The organism is Bombilactobacillus sp. ESL1202, from assembly GCF_058107125.1.
Genome location: NZ_CM176590.1, coordinates 721,777 through 739,084, shown reverse-complemented (window position 1 = coordinate 739,084; position 17,308 = coordinate 721,777). Strand labels below are relative to the sequence as shown.

Below are 17,308 nucleotides of genomic sequence, written 5' to 3'. Positions count from 1 at the left end.
GATAAGTTGTATTATAATAATAAGGTTCAGGAATAAAACTGAAAGTAGGAGTAAAAGATGGTTAAAGAAAATCGGCGCGTTCAACGAACAAAAACGGAAGTTCAAGAAACTCTAATTAAATTGCTGCAGAAAAATAGTTTTGATGATATCACAGTGACCCAACTTTGTGATAAAGTACCGATTAACCGTTCGACTTTTTACTCACACTATGGTTCAACTTATGATGTTTTATTGGAAATTGAAGAACATGTGGTGGGCGCTTTTGTGAAATATGTGACGCAACAACAAAAGTTATCCATGGAAGAATACCGTCAAGAGATGTCGGTCTTGTATTTAAAGATTTTGAAATTTGTCAAGCGCAACTTGTCCGAGTTTAAAATTATGTTTACTTCTCCGATTAGTGATAAATTTAATGCTGACTTGTTAAAATTATCGCAAGATTATAATGTTTATCTGGGTGATAATTACCAACAATTGTATACAGTGGCGGGCAGTTTGGCGATGGTACGGCTCTGGATTAAACAAGGCTTAGATCTGACGCCAGAAGAATTAAGCCAAAAGATGGTCGAAATGGGACCGTATGATAAGTAAATTTTATTTACGTTACTAATTTGAAGCAAAAATTATTTTGGAGAGAATTTTTAATTTGAAAAAATTATCTTTAATAAGTGACAATTAATTAGATGATTTTAGCTAATGCAACCATTTATTAAAAAAAGTAGGTAAAACTATGACTATTTTTAATTAAAATTAGTGCTTGACACTAGCTTAGTGGGTGATGCTGGATTTTGACTGGAATTGAAATGTGCTAAAATGTACATATGTAAATATTTCTTTAATGTTAAGTAAAAAGTTTTCTGTGGGGAAAAATGATGCGTAACAAAATATGGGGAAAAGTTTTGACAGCGTCCTGTTTGGTGCTGTTTAGTGTAGTACTATTGGAAAACAAGGCTTCAATTGTGAAAGCCGTCTTGGCTGATCCACAACCGACTGATATTGATGATGGAATCAGTGGGTGGGAATCTAAAATTGATTTATTTTATAATGATGTTGGTTATAATACAGTACCGATATCTAATAAAACCTCTGATAAAGAGTATATGGGATTTACATTTGGTAATTTGTCTAACGTATTGTATGGAAGGATCTCTGAGCCTGATACTTTGCCCATTAATCCATTCTTTGAGGCAGCTAAGGATCCTACGCACCATGTTTTAGAACGTAAGTTTTCTCTTTATAAAGGTGGAGCCGATGGAATCTTTCACAATCAGGCCGCATATACCGGATTTAGAATTTTTGATTCTGATAAAGCTAACGATTTAACATACAAAACTAATGGTAACGTGATTCATAATTTAAAAAATCTTTCTATTTTTTGTTCAAGAGATAGCTCTGGTACTATTCGTGCCGAAAAAATGATGGGCTATTTAAGAAATGGAGATTTGGAAGTTGAAATTCTGTTAAAGCCTTCCCAATCTTTCCCGCAAAGAGTTTCACAACAATTAATTATTAAAAATCAATCTAATGAACCTCAATCTTATGAAATAATGGACTGTCGCACTCTAGAGACTGGAGGCGTAGATACCGCTTATTACATGTTGGATAACAAAAATCCAACTCAGTTTACAATCTATTCACTGGGGAATAACCGTGGAATTTATGTTAAATCTAAGAACCCAGAATTTCCTTCTAACTATGTGTTTAGTGTTTATTTTGATACGACTAATGGACCAGATCGTTTTATAACTGCTCAAAATGCCAATATGGATACTATTGGTGGTGATAATTGGCAGGGAACAGATCTCAGTAATTTAACTGGTCTGGAAACTAAAAATTATCCAGCTGGTAAAGATATTACGCCGGTAAGTGATTTCCAAAAAGGTTATAGCTACAGTTTATTGTGGCCTTACACATCGAATCTAAACCCAGGACAAACGGCAAGCTATGGTACAGAAGTTGTTGCTTGGCCTGGCGGTCAATCTAATCCTCAAGTAACTGAAAGTTACAAAAATGCCTCACGAAGTAATGGTCATAATTATTCTGGAGATCAACTTGACTTTTCGCTTAAGATTCATAATGAGAGCTTTAATGGTTCTTGGCTAATTAATAAATTAAGCCATTTAGTTCCAGTTGGTGTGACAGTTGATCCAAACAGTATTAAAGTTACTAAAACTAACGTTAATCAAACTACAAGCGCTTATACCAGTGATGCTGCTAGCTATGATAAAACGACGGGCGATTTATCTTTATCAAAAGTAGCAGTGGATAGTAATGAAGATGTGACGATTGATTTTACGGGTAAAATTGATGATGATCAGAAAGCTGGGCTTCTGACGACAACGGCCTCGGTAACTGGTCAAGATACTAAATTTATAGATACACCGACCACGACAGTTTCAGCCAATCCTATTAACTTTACCGTTTCTAATCGGCCGTATGCTGCTAAATTTACGCAAACTGTGAAGAATGAAACGCGAAAAGATACTGGTTTTACACCGGATACAGTGTATGTTCCCCGTGATTTGATTGATTTTAAACTAGATTATCAAATGAAATCGACTAATTCATTGCAATTAAATGGACCACTGAAGATCAAAAATACTTGGCACAACGGTCTGACAACCAATTTTGATACCTTAAAGGCGACCTTTTATCCCGATAGTGGTTCTGCAGAAGAATTAACTTTGAGTGGCTATGATCCAAACAGCCCTAAAAGTTTTAAAAATTTAACAGTCGTCCGAAAAAATGGTACTGCTTTTACCTCAGGGAAGATTGAGATTACTTGGCAAGCACAAGCTGGTAATAGTTCTAAGGGAGCTTACGACAGTGGCTATGTGCAAATGGCTAATACTGCGACTGCGTCAGGCGCTTTGAGTGATGGAAACAGTACAAGCAATGCTTCCGATGTGACACTAAATCGGCAAGATTATGTTTATTTTCTAAGTACGCCTAAAACAATTGACTTTGGTAGCTCTTATCAAGCGGAAGTTACAAATAAAAGAACTATTAATGAATCAGGAAAAGAAACCGAAACCTTAGTTATTAGTTCGTTCCTAAAAGCTGCTAGCCGAAATAATGGTTATGAGGTCTATGTAGCTTACGATAATGACAAAGATGATACTAAAATCAGCCATGCAATGACTAATTTACCCTTATCAACAGCAGCGACACCGTTTTTATATTTTAAGGATATTCCTATTACCCAAGGTGGAGCTTTAATCAAAAAAGAAACAGCACAAATTAAGGGTAGTGATCAACATGCGGATTTAACAACGGATGTTGGTGCTGCTCAGTGGCATTTATATGCGCCTCCACGAAGGCCAGCCGGTCAATATGATGGCAATATTACTTGGTCAATTGTTCAGAGCTTAAACTAAAATTAAATAATGATAGCAATAGCAAGAGTTGTTGAATTACTCTTGCTATTTTTGTGTTTTCATATTGATAATGCTTAATATTGGACGACCTGACAGTTGTGTAGTACGGTTAAATTGGTTTTGGAATATTATATTTGTCTTAGTAATTTTGATTTTTAATTAATGAAAGCCTTTTATTTTTATGCGTTGAAGATTATGATTTGAATATAAAAAGCTAATGGTTGCTTTAATTATCTATTGTATTATTTATTGAATGGAAACTGATTTGGTTTTGTATGGGAAATTTTATAATTTAAATGATAAATAAGTAATACTATTAATTAAAAGTGTGCTATTATTAAGGATGTATAATAAATGTTATATAGGAGCTGATAAGAACATGAAAAAGAATACATTAAAAAGTTCAAGCGTAGTTGTTGCAGCATTATTAGCTGTTGCACCAATTGCAACCCAAGTACCTAGTGTTTTTGCGGATGTGCAAACACAAATTGAAGATCAAAACAAGAGTGATAAAACCATTTTGAATGATTTTATGAATGGCTTTGATCAAAATGTGGGATTTTATAGCAGAAGTGAAGCTCATGACTTATTAACAAATTCAGATCCGTATGAGTTTTTAAATAAGAGCCAAGCACTTGGTATGGCTAAGGCAGATGGTAATAGTAATTCTCACGATGGACTTATAAATGACGATGGCACTTTAACGACTTCTACATTAGCTAATAATTTTTATAAGGGCACTTCTTCTAGTTTAGCTGCTTGGAAGATTTCTTCCGATGCACATTCACTTAAGCCTAATTATTATGTTCGTTCAACGGTAACTATTGGTGATAATCCATCATTAGAAGTTAAGGATGATAATAAAACTGCTATTAATAATCAATTATCCACAATTGGCAGTCAAGGCGGAGATGTTAAAGAAAAACTAGAAATATTGAATTCTGATAACTCTGTTGATACTGATGTAAATCCAGTTACTTTAACAGTTCATGTCCCAACTAATGAAGAGATTGCTAATAAGTTTATTAAGAGCTTTGTTACTGATCGAACTGTTTTTATGACAAAAGATGAATTTAAAGTGTACTCTGGTAATGCTAACTCAATAACTCATAATGCTGAAAATCTTAACTCTTTTGTAGACGCTTCTGGTAAAGTTCAAGGCATTGCTGGTGCTTTCTATAAAGGTGATGATGATACTGCTAAAGATATGTCTTTAGTTGTAGATAATTATAAGATTACTGCTAACGCTATTGTAAATAATAAGAAGGAAATTAAGAATGTTGGCAATAATACTCCAGTTTCTGATGGTGGTGTTGTTGATTCTGACAATCATATTAGTACTGATGATGATTTTATAAAACCGGAATTAACGGCTATTGCAAATAATGGTGGCAGTATCCAACAAACTTTACAAGTTACTGATGAAAATGGTGTTAAAGTTGGAGATCCCATCAATTTAACTTTAAAAGTAGGTTATACTCCAAATATTTCTAATACAGTTAACGGTGGTTCAGCTGACGTTGCTTCCACGCCAAGTACTGATCAACCTGTAGCTAACACACCGGCAACGACTGATAAAGCTGGTAAGGGTGTTGTAACAGTTACTAAATCTGGATTTGCACAATTGTACGATAAAACTGGTCAAGCCATTGAAGGTCGCGTTGTTCCTAATGGTTCAGCTTGGAAATCTGCTTCTTTAATTAAATTAGCTGATGGTCGTCAATTTTATAAAGTAGCTGCTAATGAATATATCTCTGCTGCTGATGTGAGCTTTGCAGCGGCTGGTGCGATGACAACAACTAAGGAAAAGGGTGTTGTTACAACTAAGAACGATGGTCAATACAAAGTACTCTATAACTTAAAGGACAATAATTTTACCGCTAACGCTGCTCGTGTCTTGCCAAGTAATTCTGCTTATCGTTATGACAAGAAAGCTGTTGTTGATGGTCAAACTTACTACAAAGTAACACCAACTGATTGGATTAGTGGTGCTTCTGCTGGTTCAGCAATTGCCGATTAATTTTTAAAAATTGATTTGATAATCTGGAGTGTCGATGAGTAATTTCATCGGCACTTTTTTATGTAAGCTTATTTATTTGAACATATTTAAATTGGCATTTTGGATTAACTTTTTTATTTCAATTTGAATTATCTTAAATCTTTATAATGTTAAACTTATGTGATAAAAATATCACATCGTTAAAAATATTTCTTTTCTTCGTTAATAAATAGAAAAAACTGTTAATATTATTTAATGTTTGTGTTAATATATAGTTGTTTAATTAATTATTAAAGGGAGAGAATTTTAAAATGAAAAGAACAATTTTTAAAAATTCTGGAGTTGTTATTGCCGCTTTGTTAGCGGTTGCTCCAGTTGCTACCCAAGCATCTAACGTTTTAGCTGATGCAAATCATACCATTTCTACACAAGATGCTTTGTCTGATGCTAAAGACGCAGCTAAGGCCACTATAGATTCAGATTATACTAACATTAAAAATGCTATTGCTTCTGCAAATATGTCAGATGAAGCTAAAAATAGTTCATTGGCTGTTGCAAAAAATATTTACGATCAATTTAATACTTTATTGAATAATCCTGGTACTGATACTGAGTCTAAAGTTAATGATGTAGTAGAAAATACTGAAACTAGTTTTAATAATATTACTTCACAAGCAACGACAGTTGATGATGCTAAAAATTCAGCTAGATCAGAGCTGAGTGCGGCTTTTTATTCAACGGATAATGCTATTGATGGTTTGAAAATCTCTGATAGTTTAAAGACAGCAGCACATAAGGCCGTTAAAGCAGCTTATGATGTTGCCCTAAAAGATGTGAAAAATGCTACAACGGCTGATTTAGTAAATGAAGTTAAAACAACTGATATTAATAATATTAAAGATGTGATAAAACAAGCTTCTGATCTAAACGAAGCTCGTGAAACAGCTAAGACTGAATTGAAATCAGTTGCTGATAAAACTGATGCTCAAATCGATGAACTTAATATTTCCGATAAAATGAAAACTGCATCGCATAATGCCGTTAAAGCAGCTTATGAGAATAATGATATTGATAAAGCTCAAACAGTTGAACAAGTGAATCAATTTGAAGCTACTGCTATCGGTAATATTAAAGGTGTTGCCGAATTAGATGAAGCTCGTGAAACAGCTAAGACTGAGTTGAAATCAGTTGCTGATGAAACTGATGCTCAAATTAATAAATTGAATATCTCAGATGATTTGAAAACTGAAGCTCATAATGCCGTTAAAGCAGCTTATGAAAATACTGAACTTGATAAAGCTACAACTGTTGATCAAGTAAATCAATTTGAAACGACTGCCACTAATAATATTAAAAGTATTGTTTCTCAATCATATTTAATAGACGCTAAACAAAACGCTGGATCTGAGCTAAAGACTATTGCTGATAATACCAAGACACAAATTGATAAATTAAATATTTCAGATGAAATGAAGTCTGCAGCTCGTAACGCTGTTAAAGCAGCTTATGAGAATAATGATATTGATAAAGCTCAAACAGTTGAACAAGTAAATCAATTTGAATTAACTGCTATTGATAATATTATGGGTGTTATTAAACAAGCAATTGATCAAAACGATTCAAAACCTTCAACAACTTCATTAAATGATGCTAAGCAAATTGCTAAATATGAATTAAAGACTATTGCTGAAGCAACAGATAAACAAATTGATAAATTAAATATTTCAGATAAGATGAAAAATGCAGCCCATAATGCCATTAAATCAGCTTATGAAAATACTGAAATTGATAAAGCAACAACATTCGATCAAATAAAGGAATTTGAAGCAACTGATATTAACAATATCATAAGTATTGTTTCTCAATCATCATTGAGTGACGCTGTACAAACTGCTAAGTCTGAATTAAAGACTGTTGCAGATGAAACAGATAAACAAATTAATAAATTAAATGTTTCAGATAAGATGAAAGCTGCAGCCCATAATGCTGTTAAAGCAGCTTATGAAAATAATGATATTGATAAAGCCCAAACAGTTGAACAAGTAAATCAATTTAAAGAAACTGCTATTAACAATATTAAGGGAATTGTTAAGCAAGCTGTTGATCAAGATAATACAACATCTAATAAACCTTCAACTCCCAATAAGCCTGCTAAACCTAATAAACCTTCTACTACACCTAATTTGCCAAGCAATGGTGGTAGCAGTACTTCAACAACACCATCATCTAATGACAATAATTCCACCAGTGAAACAAATAATGTTGCAACCTCGACTCCAAGTAAGGGAATTGTGACTGTTACCAAAGCTGGATTTACTCAATTATACGATAAGAATGGTCAAGCCGTTCCAGGTCGTGTTGTTTCTAATAATTCAGCTTGGAAGACAACTTCGGTTCTTAAATTAGCTGATGGCCGTCAATTGTATAAAGTAGCTGCCAATGAATATATTTTGGCTGATGATGTTAGTTTCGCGTCTGCTGGTGCTGTGACAACAACTAAAGAGAAGGGTGTTGTTACAACTAAGAATGATGGTCAATACAAAGTTCTTTATGGTTTAAAGAACGGTAGTTTTGTTGCTAATGTTGGCCGTGTTTTGCCAAGTAATTCTAGCTATCGTTATGATAAGAAGGCTGTCTTTAATGGCAAGACCTACTACAAAGTAACCCCAACTGACTGGGTTAGTTCTGATGATGGTAGTGCAATAGCTAACTAATTTTTTAAGATTTCTTTTTCATGTTCTATGATATTAAGTGTCGATGAATAATTTCATCGGCGCTTTTTTTATGTAAAAAAGTAGTTTTGGGTACAAAAAATTGCATCGCTATTAGTTGTTTAAAATCAAAAACTTGACGACTCTCAATAAAAAACTAACTGAAACAATTAGTGATTCAGTTAGCTGAGAATTAATTATCAAAACGTCTTTATAATGGAAGCAAAGTACTATTGGAAATTTTTTTCATTTCTTGAGTTTGCAAAAATTCCACTTTTGAAGATTCACTTCAAAATTGTGTTGCAATTATGCGAATCTTAGGTGGAATTTCTTATTATCAATTGTTATTTTATTGTAATTTGAGTAGTATAAAATATAGGTGATTTCGGGGAATTCACCATAATTCAAAGAATACGGGGGATATCGGGGTGGATTTTTCTTACAAAACAAGAGCTAGTATTATTCAAAATTTACAAAATACAGAGTTTGATTTATTAATCATAGGTGGCGGAATCATTGGTGCTGGAGTAGCTATTCAAGCAGCCGCTAGTGGCGCTAAAGTTGGTTTAGTGGAAATGCAAGACTTTGCCGGTGGCACCAGTTCACGTTCTACCAAATTAGTTCATGGTGGTATTCGCTACTTAAAAACTTTTGACGTTGGCGTGGTCTCTGACATTGTTTCGGAACGGCAAGTTGTTCAAGGAATTGCGCCACATATTCCACGACCATTTCCCATGTTGATGCCCATTTATAATTCGGATTTTTCAACTTTTGATATGCAAAACATTCAAGTAGCGATGGATTTATATGATCGCTTTGCTGGCATTAGTGGTGGTAAATATGCTAATCAATTACTTAAACGTGATGAAGTATTAGAACGGGATCCTTATTTGAAAAAGGAAGGCTTACAAGGCGGCGGTGTCTACTTAGACTTTGTTAATAATGACTCTCGTCTAGTAATTGAAAATATAAAAGGCGCTGTCGAATTGGGAGCACAAGCCGTTAGCTGGGTGAAGGTTAATCAAATTACCCATGATTCGATGGGAGTTGCTGATGGAGTAGTAGCAAAAGATTTATTAACTGATGAAGAGTTTAAAATTCAAGCCCGCTTGTTGTTGAATGCAACCGGCCCCTGGTCATCCAAATTTACCGATTTGGATGCTAAAAATGGTTTAGGACAGATTATTCGGCCAACCAAGGGCGTTCACTTGGTCGTTGATCATCGTCGCCTGCCAGTTTCACAGCCAACGTATTCTGATTCTGGTGAAGGAGACGGAAGGATGTTGTTCGTTGTTCCTCGTGAAGGTAAGACTTATTTTGGCACCACGGATACTGATTATTACGGTGATTACCAACATCCCTTGGTTGAACAAGAAGATGTTGATTACCTTTTGCGGGCGATTAATAATCGTTTTCCTACTTTAAAAATCACCTTGGATGATATTGAAGCTAGTTGGGTCGGCTTACGTCCATTACTGGAGTCCAACGGTAGTTCGGATTATAACGGTGGCACCTCTAATATTGGTAAAATTACTGATGAAAGCTTTAATTTATTAGTAGAAATTATTGACGATTACAATCGTGGTTTTGCTAAACGGCGTGACGTTGAAAAAATTATTAGTAGTTTAAAAACCACCAATGCGGAAAAAAATTTAGATAATGGTCAAATTTCCCGCGGTTCTTCGCTAGATATTGGTGATGATGGTTTGATTAGCTTAGCAGGCGGTAAGATTACAGATTATCGTAAGATGTCTGCTGGGGCAATGGTGGCCATTCGTCAGGCTTTGGCTAATAATTTTAATGTTAATTTAGAAGAAATTGATTCTACTAAGTTACAAGTATCAGGGGGGCATTTTGATCCCGCTCGCGTCCAGCAAGCGATGGATTATTACCAGTCAATTTTCACTAGTAAAGGCATTAATTCGACGGAAGCTCGGGCTTTGGCTAATCTATATGGCTCCAATTCGAATCTAGTTGCTGAATACATTGGACGAATTTCGCCAGCGCCAGGCTTGACTCTAGCAGAGACTATTAGTTTACATTATGCAGTGGATCAAGAAATGGTTTTGACACCGATTGATTATTTGTCACGTCGCACGACTTACATTTTGTTCCACCAGGATTTATTAGCACCCAAAAAGCAAGCTTTTGTGAATGAAATGGCGCATATTTTTAATTGGTCGGCAGAAGAAAAGCGCCAACAAGAACAAGAACTTGATCAATATATCTCAGAAACGCGTTTGGATTATCTTAAAAATAAGTCTAATCCGCGTAATTAAAAAGATAATTTGCTTGAAGCAATTAAGAGGCTGGAGACATGTTGATAGTTTACTGTTCCGGCTTTTTTGGTTGCAATTTGGACGCACTATAACCACTGATGATTAACATGATACCACCAAGAATGGCAATCAAATTAGCCCATTGATCGATTCTGGTTGGCTGATAAACAATTTTAATTTGATTTTGTTCGGTAGTTGTTTTAATTAAGAAAGTACCTCGATGTGAAATTTGATAGTTAATTTGCTGCCCATGATTATAGACTTGATAATTAGGACCATTGACTAAAAATGGTAAATCAAAGGTATTATTTTTTTGGTGGGTTGATAGGTCATAGGTCATCTGGTTCAAACCAGGTGTACCTTGAAAAGCTTGACGTTTTTGATTAATGTAGCCGATTGTTTGGGATAATTCGTCAATATAAGGCCGCGCTTTTTTTGGATAATAATCTACTTTGGCATTTTGCTGACCGACTTGAATAGGGCGTTGAAATGAATTTTGATTTAAATTTAAGTTATTCCAATCTTTACGGTAATTGACGACGTCAACAATGGCTAAAAATGTTAGTGCCAAACTAATTATCACTACAATTCCGGTTAAAGTGTTGCGCAAGGATTGCAGGGTTAATTTGATGGATAACTGCCCCCTTGCTTGCTTGAAACGTTTAGTGAAGATCAATTGCTTGTTGTTGAATTTTATAAGTAATTGACCTAATAGATAGCTGGCCAGTAAGGTATAAAAGGTGCCAAAGCGAAATGCAAATTGAATTACTGTTACACTAGTATGATTTAACCAAGACCAAGGAAATGCGGGAGTTTGCAACCATAGCGTTAATAAAGCTAGAAGAGCAATAATTCTGTTGCTGGAATGGGATTGTTGAGCTTTGAATAAGAAATAAACACTAGCGATTAAACCGCCGATTAAAAGCACTAAGCCCACAGTATGTGGTTTGAAAGTTCGATTGTGTAAGAGGGTATTGATTTGGTCGCCCCAGCTGCTGACTAAAACCTGGTTTAATTGATAGTTAGTGGGTTGCAATTTAGAGGGCATTAAAATAGTATGTTCGAAAACTGGCCCCCAATAACCAAAACTAACAACTAAAACCGCCGCGCCAACTTGTAACCAGTGCATTAACAGTTTGAAGTGACGTTGAATGAGTAATTGACCAATTAAGACGAGACCAATTAAACTAGCTGCCAAAACAGCAGTTAAGAGGTGGGAATAAATGAGACCACTCAAGCCAATGATGGTTTGAACCCGGCCACCTGCTTGATGACTGACTTTAATAGCTCCAACTAGGACTAATGGTAAAAAAGTCATAGCTATGAATTCGCCTAACCCAAAATGGGCATAGATACAGGCCATACGATAAAAGGAAAAGGTATATAATAAAGCAGTTGTGACACTTTGGTAGCGATTTTTAGTTAAGGAGTAGACAGCATAATCGGTAATTAACAGCGTCAAAAAATTTAGTAATCCTAGATAAAGGTATAAGGCTAGCAGATCATTATTGCAAAACTTCATGAAGATAATTAACGGAGATAATAATTGGGCAGGATAAAACAGATTGACTAAAGAACCAATGCCAGCAAATGTATGGGTAGCAATATAAGGGAAATTTCCCAATTTAGTTTGGGCTAGTTCGCTAATGCGTTCCAGATGAAATTGTAAATCACTGCTCCAGATGAAATTATGATAACAATACATATATTCGAAACTAGCGGCTAACAGCAAATAAAGTAAGATTAGAACAATATTTTTTTTGAATTTTTTTGTATTCATAGATTTGTAACCCTCAACTTGAATCAATTTTAACTATAATCATAGCGATTTTAAATTCAGCAAACAACTCAAATTGACGTTAAATTAAGAAAACTTAATAATTAAGATGGCATTTTGCCCAGTTAAAACTTGATTATTTGGCAGAATGTGTTAATTGTGTAACAAAATATTTACGAATTCATAATATTCTTGTCAGACAATAAATATCGCTTGCAAAAGCTGGTTAATGAGTTAAAATAGCATTGTTGGTAAAAAAGATATTTGATAAGCAATTAAGATTAACGATGGATCGCGACGACTACCAAGTTACCATTATTCAGCGAACATTTTGTTGATCCTTTGCTATTAATGTTATAATGTCAGTATCTTTTATAAATTAATTATATGTAATTCGAGGAGGAATACCAATTATGAAGAAAACTTCATTAATGGGTGCTAGTGTCGTAGCTGCTACTTTGTTAGCTGTTGCCCCAATCGCTGCCCCAGCAATTAGTTCCGTTTCCGGTACACAAATCGTTAAAGCTGACGCTGCTTCAGATGCAACAGATGCAGCTAACGTATTGAATGCCGTACAAAATACAAGTTTGAATTATGATCTTAGCAAAACAGGATCTAGTGGTGATTTAGGTTCAGCAGCTTTTGCGGATGCTTCTGGTTCTTTGAAGACCGCATTTGCTAATAATGGCCTTCATGTTGATGATATTATGGATACCACTAATCATGCTGTTGGATTTTTGAAGTCATTCCAAAGTAGTGTCCCTGTAAATAATGATGAATCATTAGTTACGGATAATATTAAGGGTAATACTGTTAAAGTTACTGTCAAAGCCGGTGATTTACAGTTAAACAATAGTACTGAATTGTCAAATAAACTTCAAGACATTAATGATAATGGTGGTAGTATAACAGCAACTTATACTATTTATGATAGCAATGATGCTAATAAAGTTTTGGCTTCCAAGTCATTTACAATGAACGTTAAAGCTGCAAATAATTCTAATAGTAAAATCAGTACTTTATATTTGACAACACCTGGTAGTTTAGAGGTTAAAGCCGGTACACCGGTATCAAATTATATGTATAGTGCTACTGCAAATGTGTCAGCTAAGGATCAAAATGGTAAGGCAGTTACTGCTTTTGATAACGGTGCAAATACAAATGTTGATGTTCAGTATAACGCTACCAATTATGAAGGTGTCTCAACTGGCTGGAAATCTGTTTCTGAAGCTACTGGTGATGAGGCTACCAAAGTTTCAAAATTTGAAAAAACTGATGGTAAAGATCAACCAACGACTTATCAGTATCGTCAACAAATTACAGTTACAGTTCCTGATGATTTAGCTGCTGATGGTATAAATGTTTTTGCTAATGGATCAAGAGTTGATGGTAGTGCACGTGCTTTTACTTTCAATCGTTCTATTAACGTAACAGGTTCTGAAGCTGAAAATACAGAAGGAACTTCTCTTGAAAAAGTTAAGGGTGTTGCTGTTGTTAAACCTGCTGTAACTTATGCACAATTATATGATCGTCAAGGTAACATCATTGCTGCTCGTGTTATTCCTGCTAACTCCAGCTGGGCTGTTGATGGCAAGTTAACACACTTAGTAGATGGTAAAGTTTACTACAAAGTTTCACCTAAGGAATATGTTTCTGCTGATGATGTAACATTTACTGCTGCTGATTCTTCAAACTCAAATTCTGATAATAGTAATGCTGCTACAATTACTCAAAGTAAAGAAAAAGGTGTCTTCTCTACTTCTAATGATGGTGTTTATGCAGCATTATTCAACATCAAAGATGGTAAGTTTGTAGCAAATCCAGCTCGTGTAGTTCCAAGTAATACAAAATGGTTCTATAACAAGAAGGCTGTTGTTGGTGATACAACTTACTATAAAGTTTCACCTACAGAATGGATTTCTTCAGTTTCTGGTACAGCTGTTGCCGACTAATTAACTAATAGTTAATTATGAAAGTCTCTCTTTGGAGAGGCTTTTTTTGGTTCTATAATATTGAGTGTTGATGAGTGATTTCATCGGCACTTTTTTTATGTATACCAATTTATTTTTGGATACAAAAAAGAACATTGCCTCCCTATGTTACAATTTAGTCGTCTAAACCTATTGAAAGAAGGAAAAAACAATGCCCTTAGATAATTATTCTACCAGTTTAATTCTTGGAATTAAAGATCAAAACATTAATTTTGAATCTGTTAAGCGTCAATTTATTAATGGTAAGAGTGCTTTGGTGTTTCATGCTACTTTATCTTATCCTCTAAAACGTTGTCCTAATTGTGGTTTTACTGGAAACATAGTTAAGTATGGAACTATAAAAGTTCGTATTTTACTACCAGACAATCACTGTCAATTATCATATCTAGTTCTAAAGAAACAACGATTTTTATGTCGACAATGTCATTCCACAACAGTCGCGCAAACTGATATTGTCAAACCACATTGTCATATTGCCCTAAATGTTTATCGTTGTGTAACCCTGGCTGCACGCAAGAATCAGTCACTCAAAGATATTGCCCAAAGATATAGTGTTTCAGCCACCACTGTGCAAAATGTCTTAAACCAAAACTATCAGCGATTGTTGGGCTATCCAACTTATCGTTTACCTAAACATCTTTTGTTTGATGAATTTAAAGCTTTAAAGAATTATAGTTTTATCTTGATGGATGCCAAAAGTCACCGTTTATTAGATACCTTACCCACCAGATTAACTAAAGATCTGAAACACTATTTTGAACGGTTTTCTTTAGAAAATCGGCAACAAGTGCAGACCATTGTCGTTGATTTGAATGCTGCCTATATTAATTTTATTCCCAAACTATTCCCGAACGCAGAAATCATCCTTGATCGTTTTCATCTAGTACAAATGGCTAATCGGTCACTGAACTCCATTCGTAAACGGGTAATGGAAGGCTGTGTCCACAGGAGTCGTGACTATTGGATCTTAAAAGGTTATTGGCGGCTGTTTTTAACTAATTTTGAAAATTTGGAAGCTAAAAAAATGAATTATCAAACCAAAGTTGGTTATTATGACACGCAAGTCAATTTATTGCATATTGGTTTAGCCTTAGACTGTCAGTTTCAAGCTGCTTATGAAGTTTACCAACAGCTATTAACCGCTGTGAAAACGCGAAATGCTCATCTTTTGAAAACTATTTTGAATGACTATCGACCTCTGCATAATGAGATGGACCAAACAATTAAATCATTGCGTAAGCATTTAACAGCCGTTTTAAATAGCTGTCGCTATGAGTACAATAATGGTGCTATCGAAGGTCTGAATAGTAAGATCAAGAAAATCAAACGAACTAGTTATGGTTTTCGCAATTGGGATAATTTCCGCTTACGCATTAAACTGGAATGTTTACCCAGTTTACAGATTTAACGATAACAATTAAATAATTTTTAAAAGCCCAACAGCTTGGGTACCTTTAAGATACCCAAAAATAGCTTAGAATTAAAAAATGACGACTGAAAAGTAAACAAAAAAAACTAACTAGACCAATTACTAATCTAGTTAGCTAAAAAATTAATTATCAACACTGCTTTACATAGAATCCTTTTTTTGTGTGTCAAAGACAAAAAAGACTAGTTCAAATTGACTTGAACTAGTTTTTTCTTTGCTCAATGAAATTCATCAATACAAATTAAGTACTGATTATAGTCTAAAAGACTATTGATCTGGGGAATTGCAATAATGAACAATTACTGCAACTAGTAGTTATTATAAGACCTGAATTATGAAAAATCAATAAAAATTATATGAGTGATTATTCAACTGTTATACGGATTACTAATGTAATTTAATGATGGTTATTCTTTGATTTGTTAACATAAAGCTTCAATGAAATTTTTTATGGTTTTCCTATTGATGGAAGTAATATGTTAATTTAATTACAAATTGGCTAATGACTTGCATTAATTCCTCAAGATCGGTAATATCGAAGTGTAATTAATTCTGGAGGGATTTTCGTGAAGAAAAATTTCATAACGTCAACTTTGACAGCTGCCTTATTAACCACTTCTTTAATTCCGAGTGTTACGAATATTATTCAAGCAGCTGATCAAACTGCATCAACGACTGATGCACAAACTGATACTAAAAAACAAGTTCAAGATCAATCTCAAGCCAATGCGCAAACGCAAGTTACTGATCAAACTGCGGCTCAGGCGACCCAAGCGGCGCAAGATAATGGACAAGTAGTCGTGGCACAAGATACTGATCCAACAGTTAGTCCAGTGGCTCCAACGGCGACACCAGCTTTCAGTCCGAAAATGGCTACTTTTGCAGCTCCGAGTTCTTCACAACAGGCATTTATTCAACAGATTGCTCCTTATGCCCAACAAGCTGCTAATTCACGAAATCTTTACCCATCAGTAATGATGGCGCAAGCAATTTTGGAAAGTGGCTGGGGAACTTCTACTTTGTCTCAGGCACCTAATTATAATCTTTTTGGGATTAAGGGTTCCTATAATGGTGCTTCAGTTTCCATGCCAACCTTAGAGTGGGTTAACGGCCAATATATTTCAGTTAACGCTAATTTCAGAAGATATCCGAGCTATCTCGAATCTTTTAACGACAATGGTGATAAATTGCGCTACGGTTTGAGTTGGAATAGTTCTTACTACAGTGGTACCTGGCGTGAGAATACTACTAGTTATCGCGATGCAACGGCTTGGTTACAAGGACGTTATGCTACTGATCCAACCTACGCTAGCAAGTTAAATAGTATTATTGAAACCTATAATCTAACTCAATATGATAATACAGCTGCTGCTTCAGTAACTTTACCTAATAATTCTAGTGCTAATAGTAGTAGCTCTAATAACAGTAATACTGCAACAACCACGACGCCGGCTCAACCATCTGAGGGACAAGTCCAAGTCTTTCGTCATGTTGTGCGGACGACTAATGTCTATCAATATGCTTGGCTCTATAAGTCTGATGGTTCTTTGATTCCTGGTCGGTTATTGCCGAAAAACTCTGATTGGAAGACTGATAAGGTCAAAACAATCAATGGTCGCCAATACTATCGTGTTGCCGCCAATGAGTGGGTTTTAGCTGCTGATACGACGGTGATGAGTTAATTTTAAAAAGCAATTGTTAAAAGAGGCAGAAATGTAATAATGAATTAATGTTCGTTATTGCAT

The 17,308-nt window shown here is 34.9% G+C and carries 9 protein-coding genes; 8 read left to right on the top strand and 1 reads right to left on the bottom strand.

Going from position 1 to position 17,308, the window contains the following annotated elements; translation table 11 throughout:
• Positions 1-57 precede the first annotated feature (57 nt).
• The 5 genes from AC3B7A_RS03420 (at position 58) to glpO (ending at position 10,366) form a co-directional block, all read left to right on the top strand.
• Positions 58-591 carry a TetR/AcrR family transcriptional regulator gene (locus AC3B7A_RS03420; RefSeq protein ID WP_489756328.1) on the top strand — a complete coding sequence of 178 codons (534 nt, stop codon included), beginning with the start codon at positions 58-60 and terminating at the stop codon, positions 589-591.
• Positions 592-938: 347 nt separating this feature from the next.
• Positions 939-3,377 carry a hypothetical protein gene (locus tag AC3B7A_RS03415; RefSeq protein ID WP_489756327.1) on the top strand — a complete coding sequence of 813 codons (2,439 nt, stop codon included), beginning with the start codon at positions 939-941 and terminating at the stop codon, positions 3,375-3,377.
• A gap of 379 nt (positions 3,378-3,756) precedes the next feature.
• Complete coding sequence (locus AC3B7A_RS03410) at positions 3,757-5,397, top strand: SLAP domain-containing protein (RefSeq protein WP_489756326.1); 1,641 nt, start codon at positions 3,757-3,759, stop codon at positions 5,395-5,397.
• Positions 5,398-5,687: 290 nt separating this feature from the next.
• Positions 5,688-8,090 carry an albumin-binding GA domain-containing protein gene (locus AC3B7A_RS03405; RefSeq protein ID WP_489756325.1) on the top strand — a complete coding sequence of 801 codons (2,403 nt, stop codon included), beginning with the start codon at positions 5,688-5,690 and terminating at the stop codon, positions 8,088-8,090.
• Positions 8,091-8,515: 425 nt separating this feature from the next.
• Entirely contained in the window at positions 8,516-10,366 is a 1,851-nt protein-coding gene (glpO, locus tag AC3B7A_RS03400) for a type 1 glycerol-3-phosphate oxidase (RefSeq protein ID WP_489756324.1), read from the top strand.
• A 49-nt stretch (positions 10,367-10,415) separates the two neighbouring features.
• On the opposite strand, the gene AC3B7A_RS03395 is transcribed toward glpO, so the two are convergent.
• Positions 10,416-12,146, bottom strand: coding sequence for a hypothetical protein (locus AC3B7A_RS03395; RefSeq protein WP_489756323.1), 1,731 nt, complete (start codon positions 12,144-12,146; stop codon positions 10,416-10,418).
• Between the two features lie 410 nt (positions 12,147-12,556).
• Between AC3B7A_RS03395 and AC3B7A_RS03390 the strand changes: the two genes are divergently transcribed.
• From AC3B7A_RS03390 to AC3B7A_RS03380, 3 genes are all read left to right on the top strand, one after another.
• On the top strand, positions 12,557-14,095 hold the full coding sequence (locus AC3B7A_RS03390; protein WP_489756322.1) for a hypothetical protein: 1,539 nt from the start codon (positions 12,557-12,559) through the stop codon (positions 14,093-14,095).
• 190 nt (positions 14,096-14,285) lie between these two features.
• Positions 14,286-15,542 carry an ISL3 family transposase gene (locus tag AC3B7A_RS03385; RefSeq protein ID WP_489756321.1) on the top strand — a complete coding sequence of 419 codons (1,257 nt, stop codon included), beginning with the start codon at positions 14,286-14,288 and terminating at the stop codon, positions 15,540-15,542.
• A 587-nt stretch (positions 15,543-16,129) separates the two neighbouring features.
• A complete protein-coding gene (locus tag AC3B7A_RS03380) occupies positions 16,130-17,245 on the top strand; it encodes a glucosaminidase domain-containing protein (protein WP_489756320.1) in 1,116 nt (371 codons plus the stop codon).
• The last annotated feature ends 63 nt before the right edge of the window (positions 17,246-17,308 follow it).

Coding starts and splice junctions, on each gene's coding strand:
- AC3B7A_RS03395 (WP_489756323.1), bottom strand. CDS start 12,146: ATGAATACAAAAAAATTCAAAAAAAATATTGTTCTAATCTTACTTTAT.
- AC3B7A_RS03420 (WP_489756328.1), top strand. CDS start 58: ATGGTTAAAGAAAATCGGCGCGTTCAACGAACAAAAACGGAAGTTCAA.
- AC3B7A_RS03405 (WP_489756325.1), top strand. CDS start 5,688: ATGAAAAGAACAATTTTTAAAAATTCTGGAGTTGTTATTGCCGCTTTG.
- AC3B7A_RS03385 (WP_489756321.1), top strand. CDS start 14,286: ATGCCCTTAGATAATTATTCTACCAGTTTAATTCTTGGAATTAAAGAT.
- AC3B7A_RS03410 (WP_489756326.1), top strand. CDS start 3,757: ATGAAAAAGAATACATTAAAAAGTTCAAGCGTAGTTGTTGCAGCATTA.
- AC3B7A_RS03390 (WP_489756322.1), top strand. CDS start 12,557: ATGAAGAAAACTTCATTAATGGGTGCTAGTGTCGTAGCTGCTACTTTG.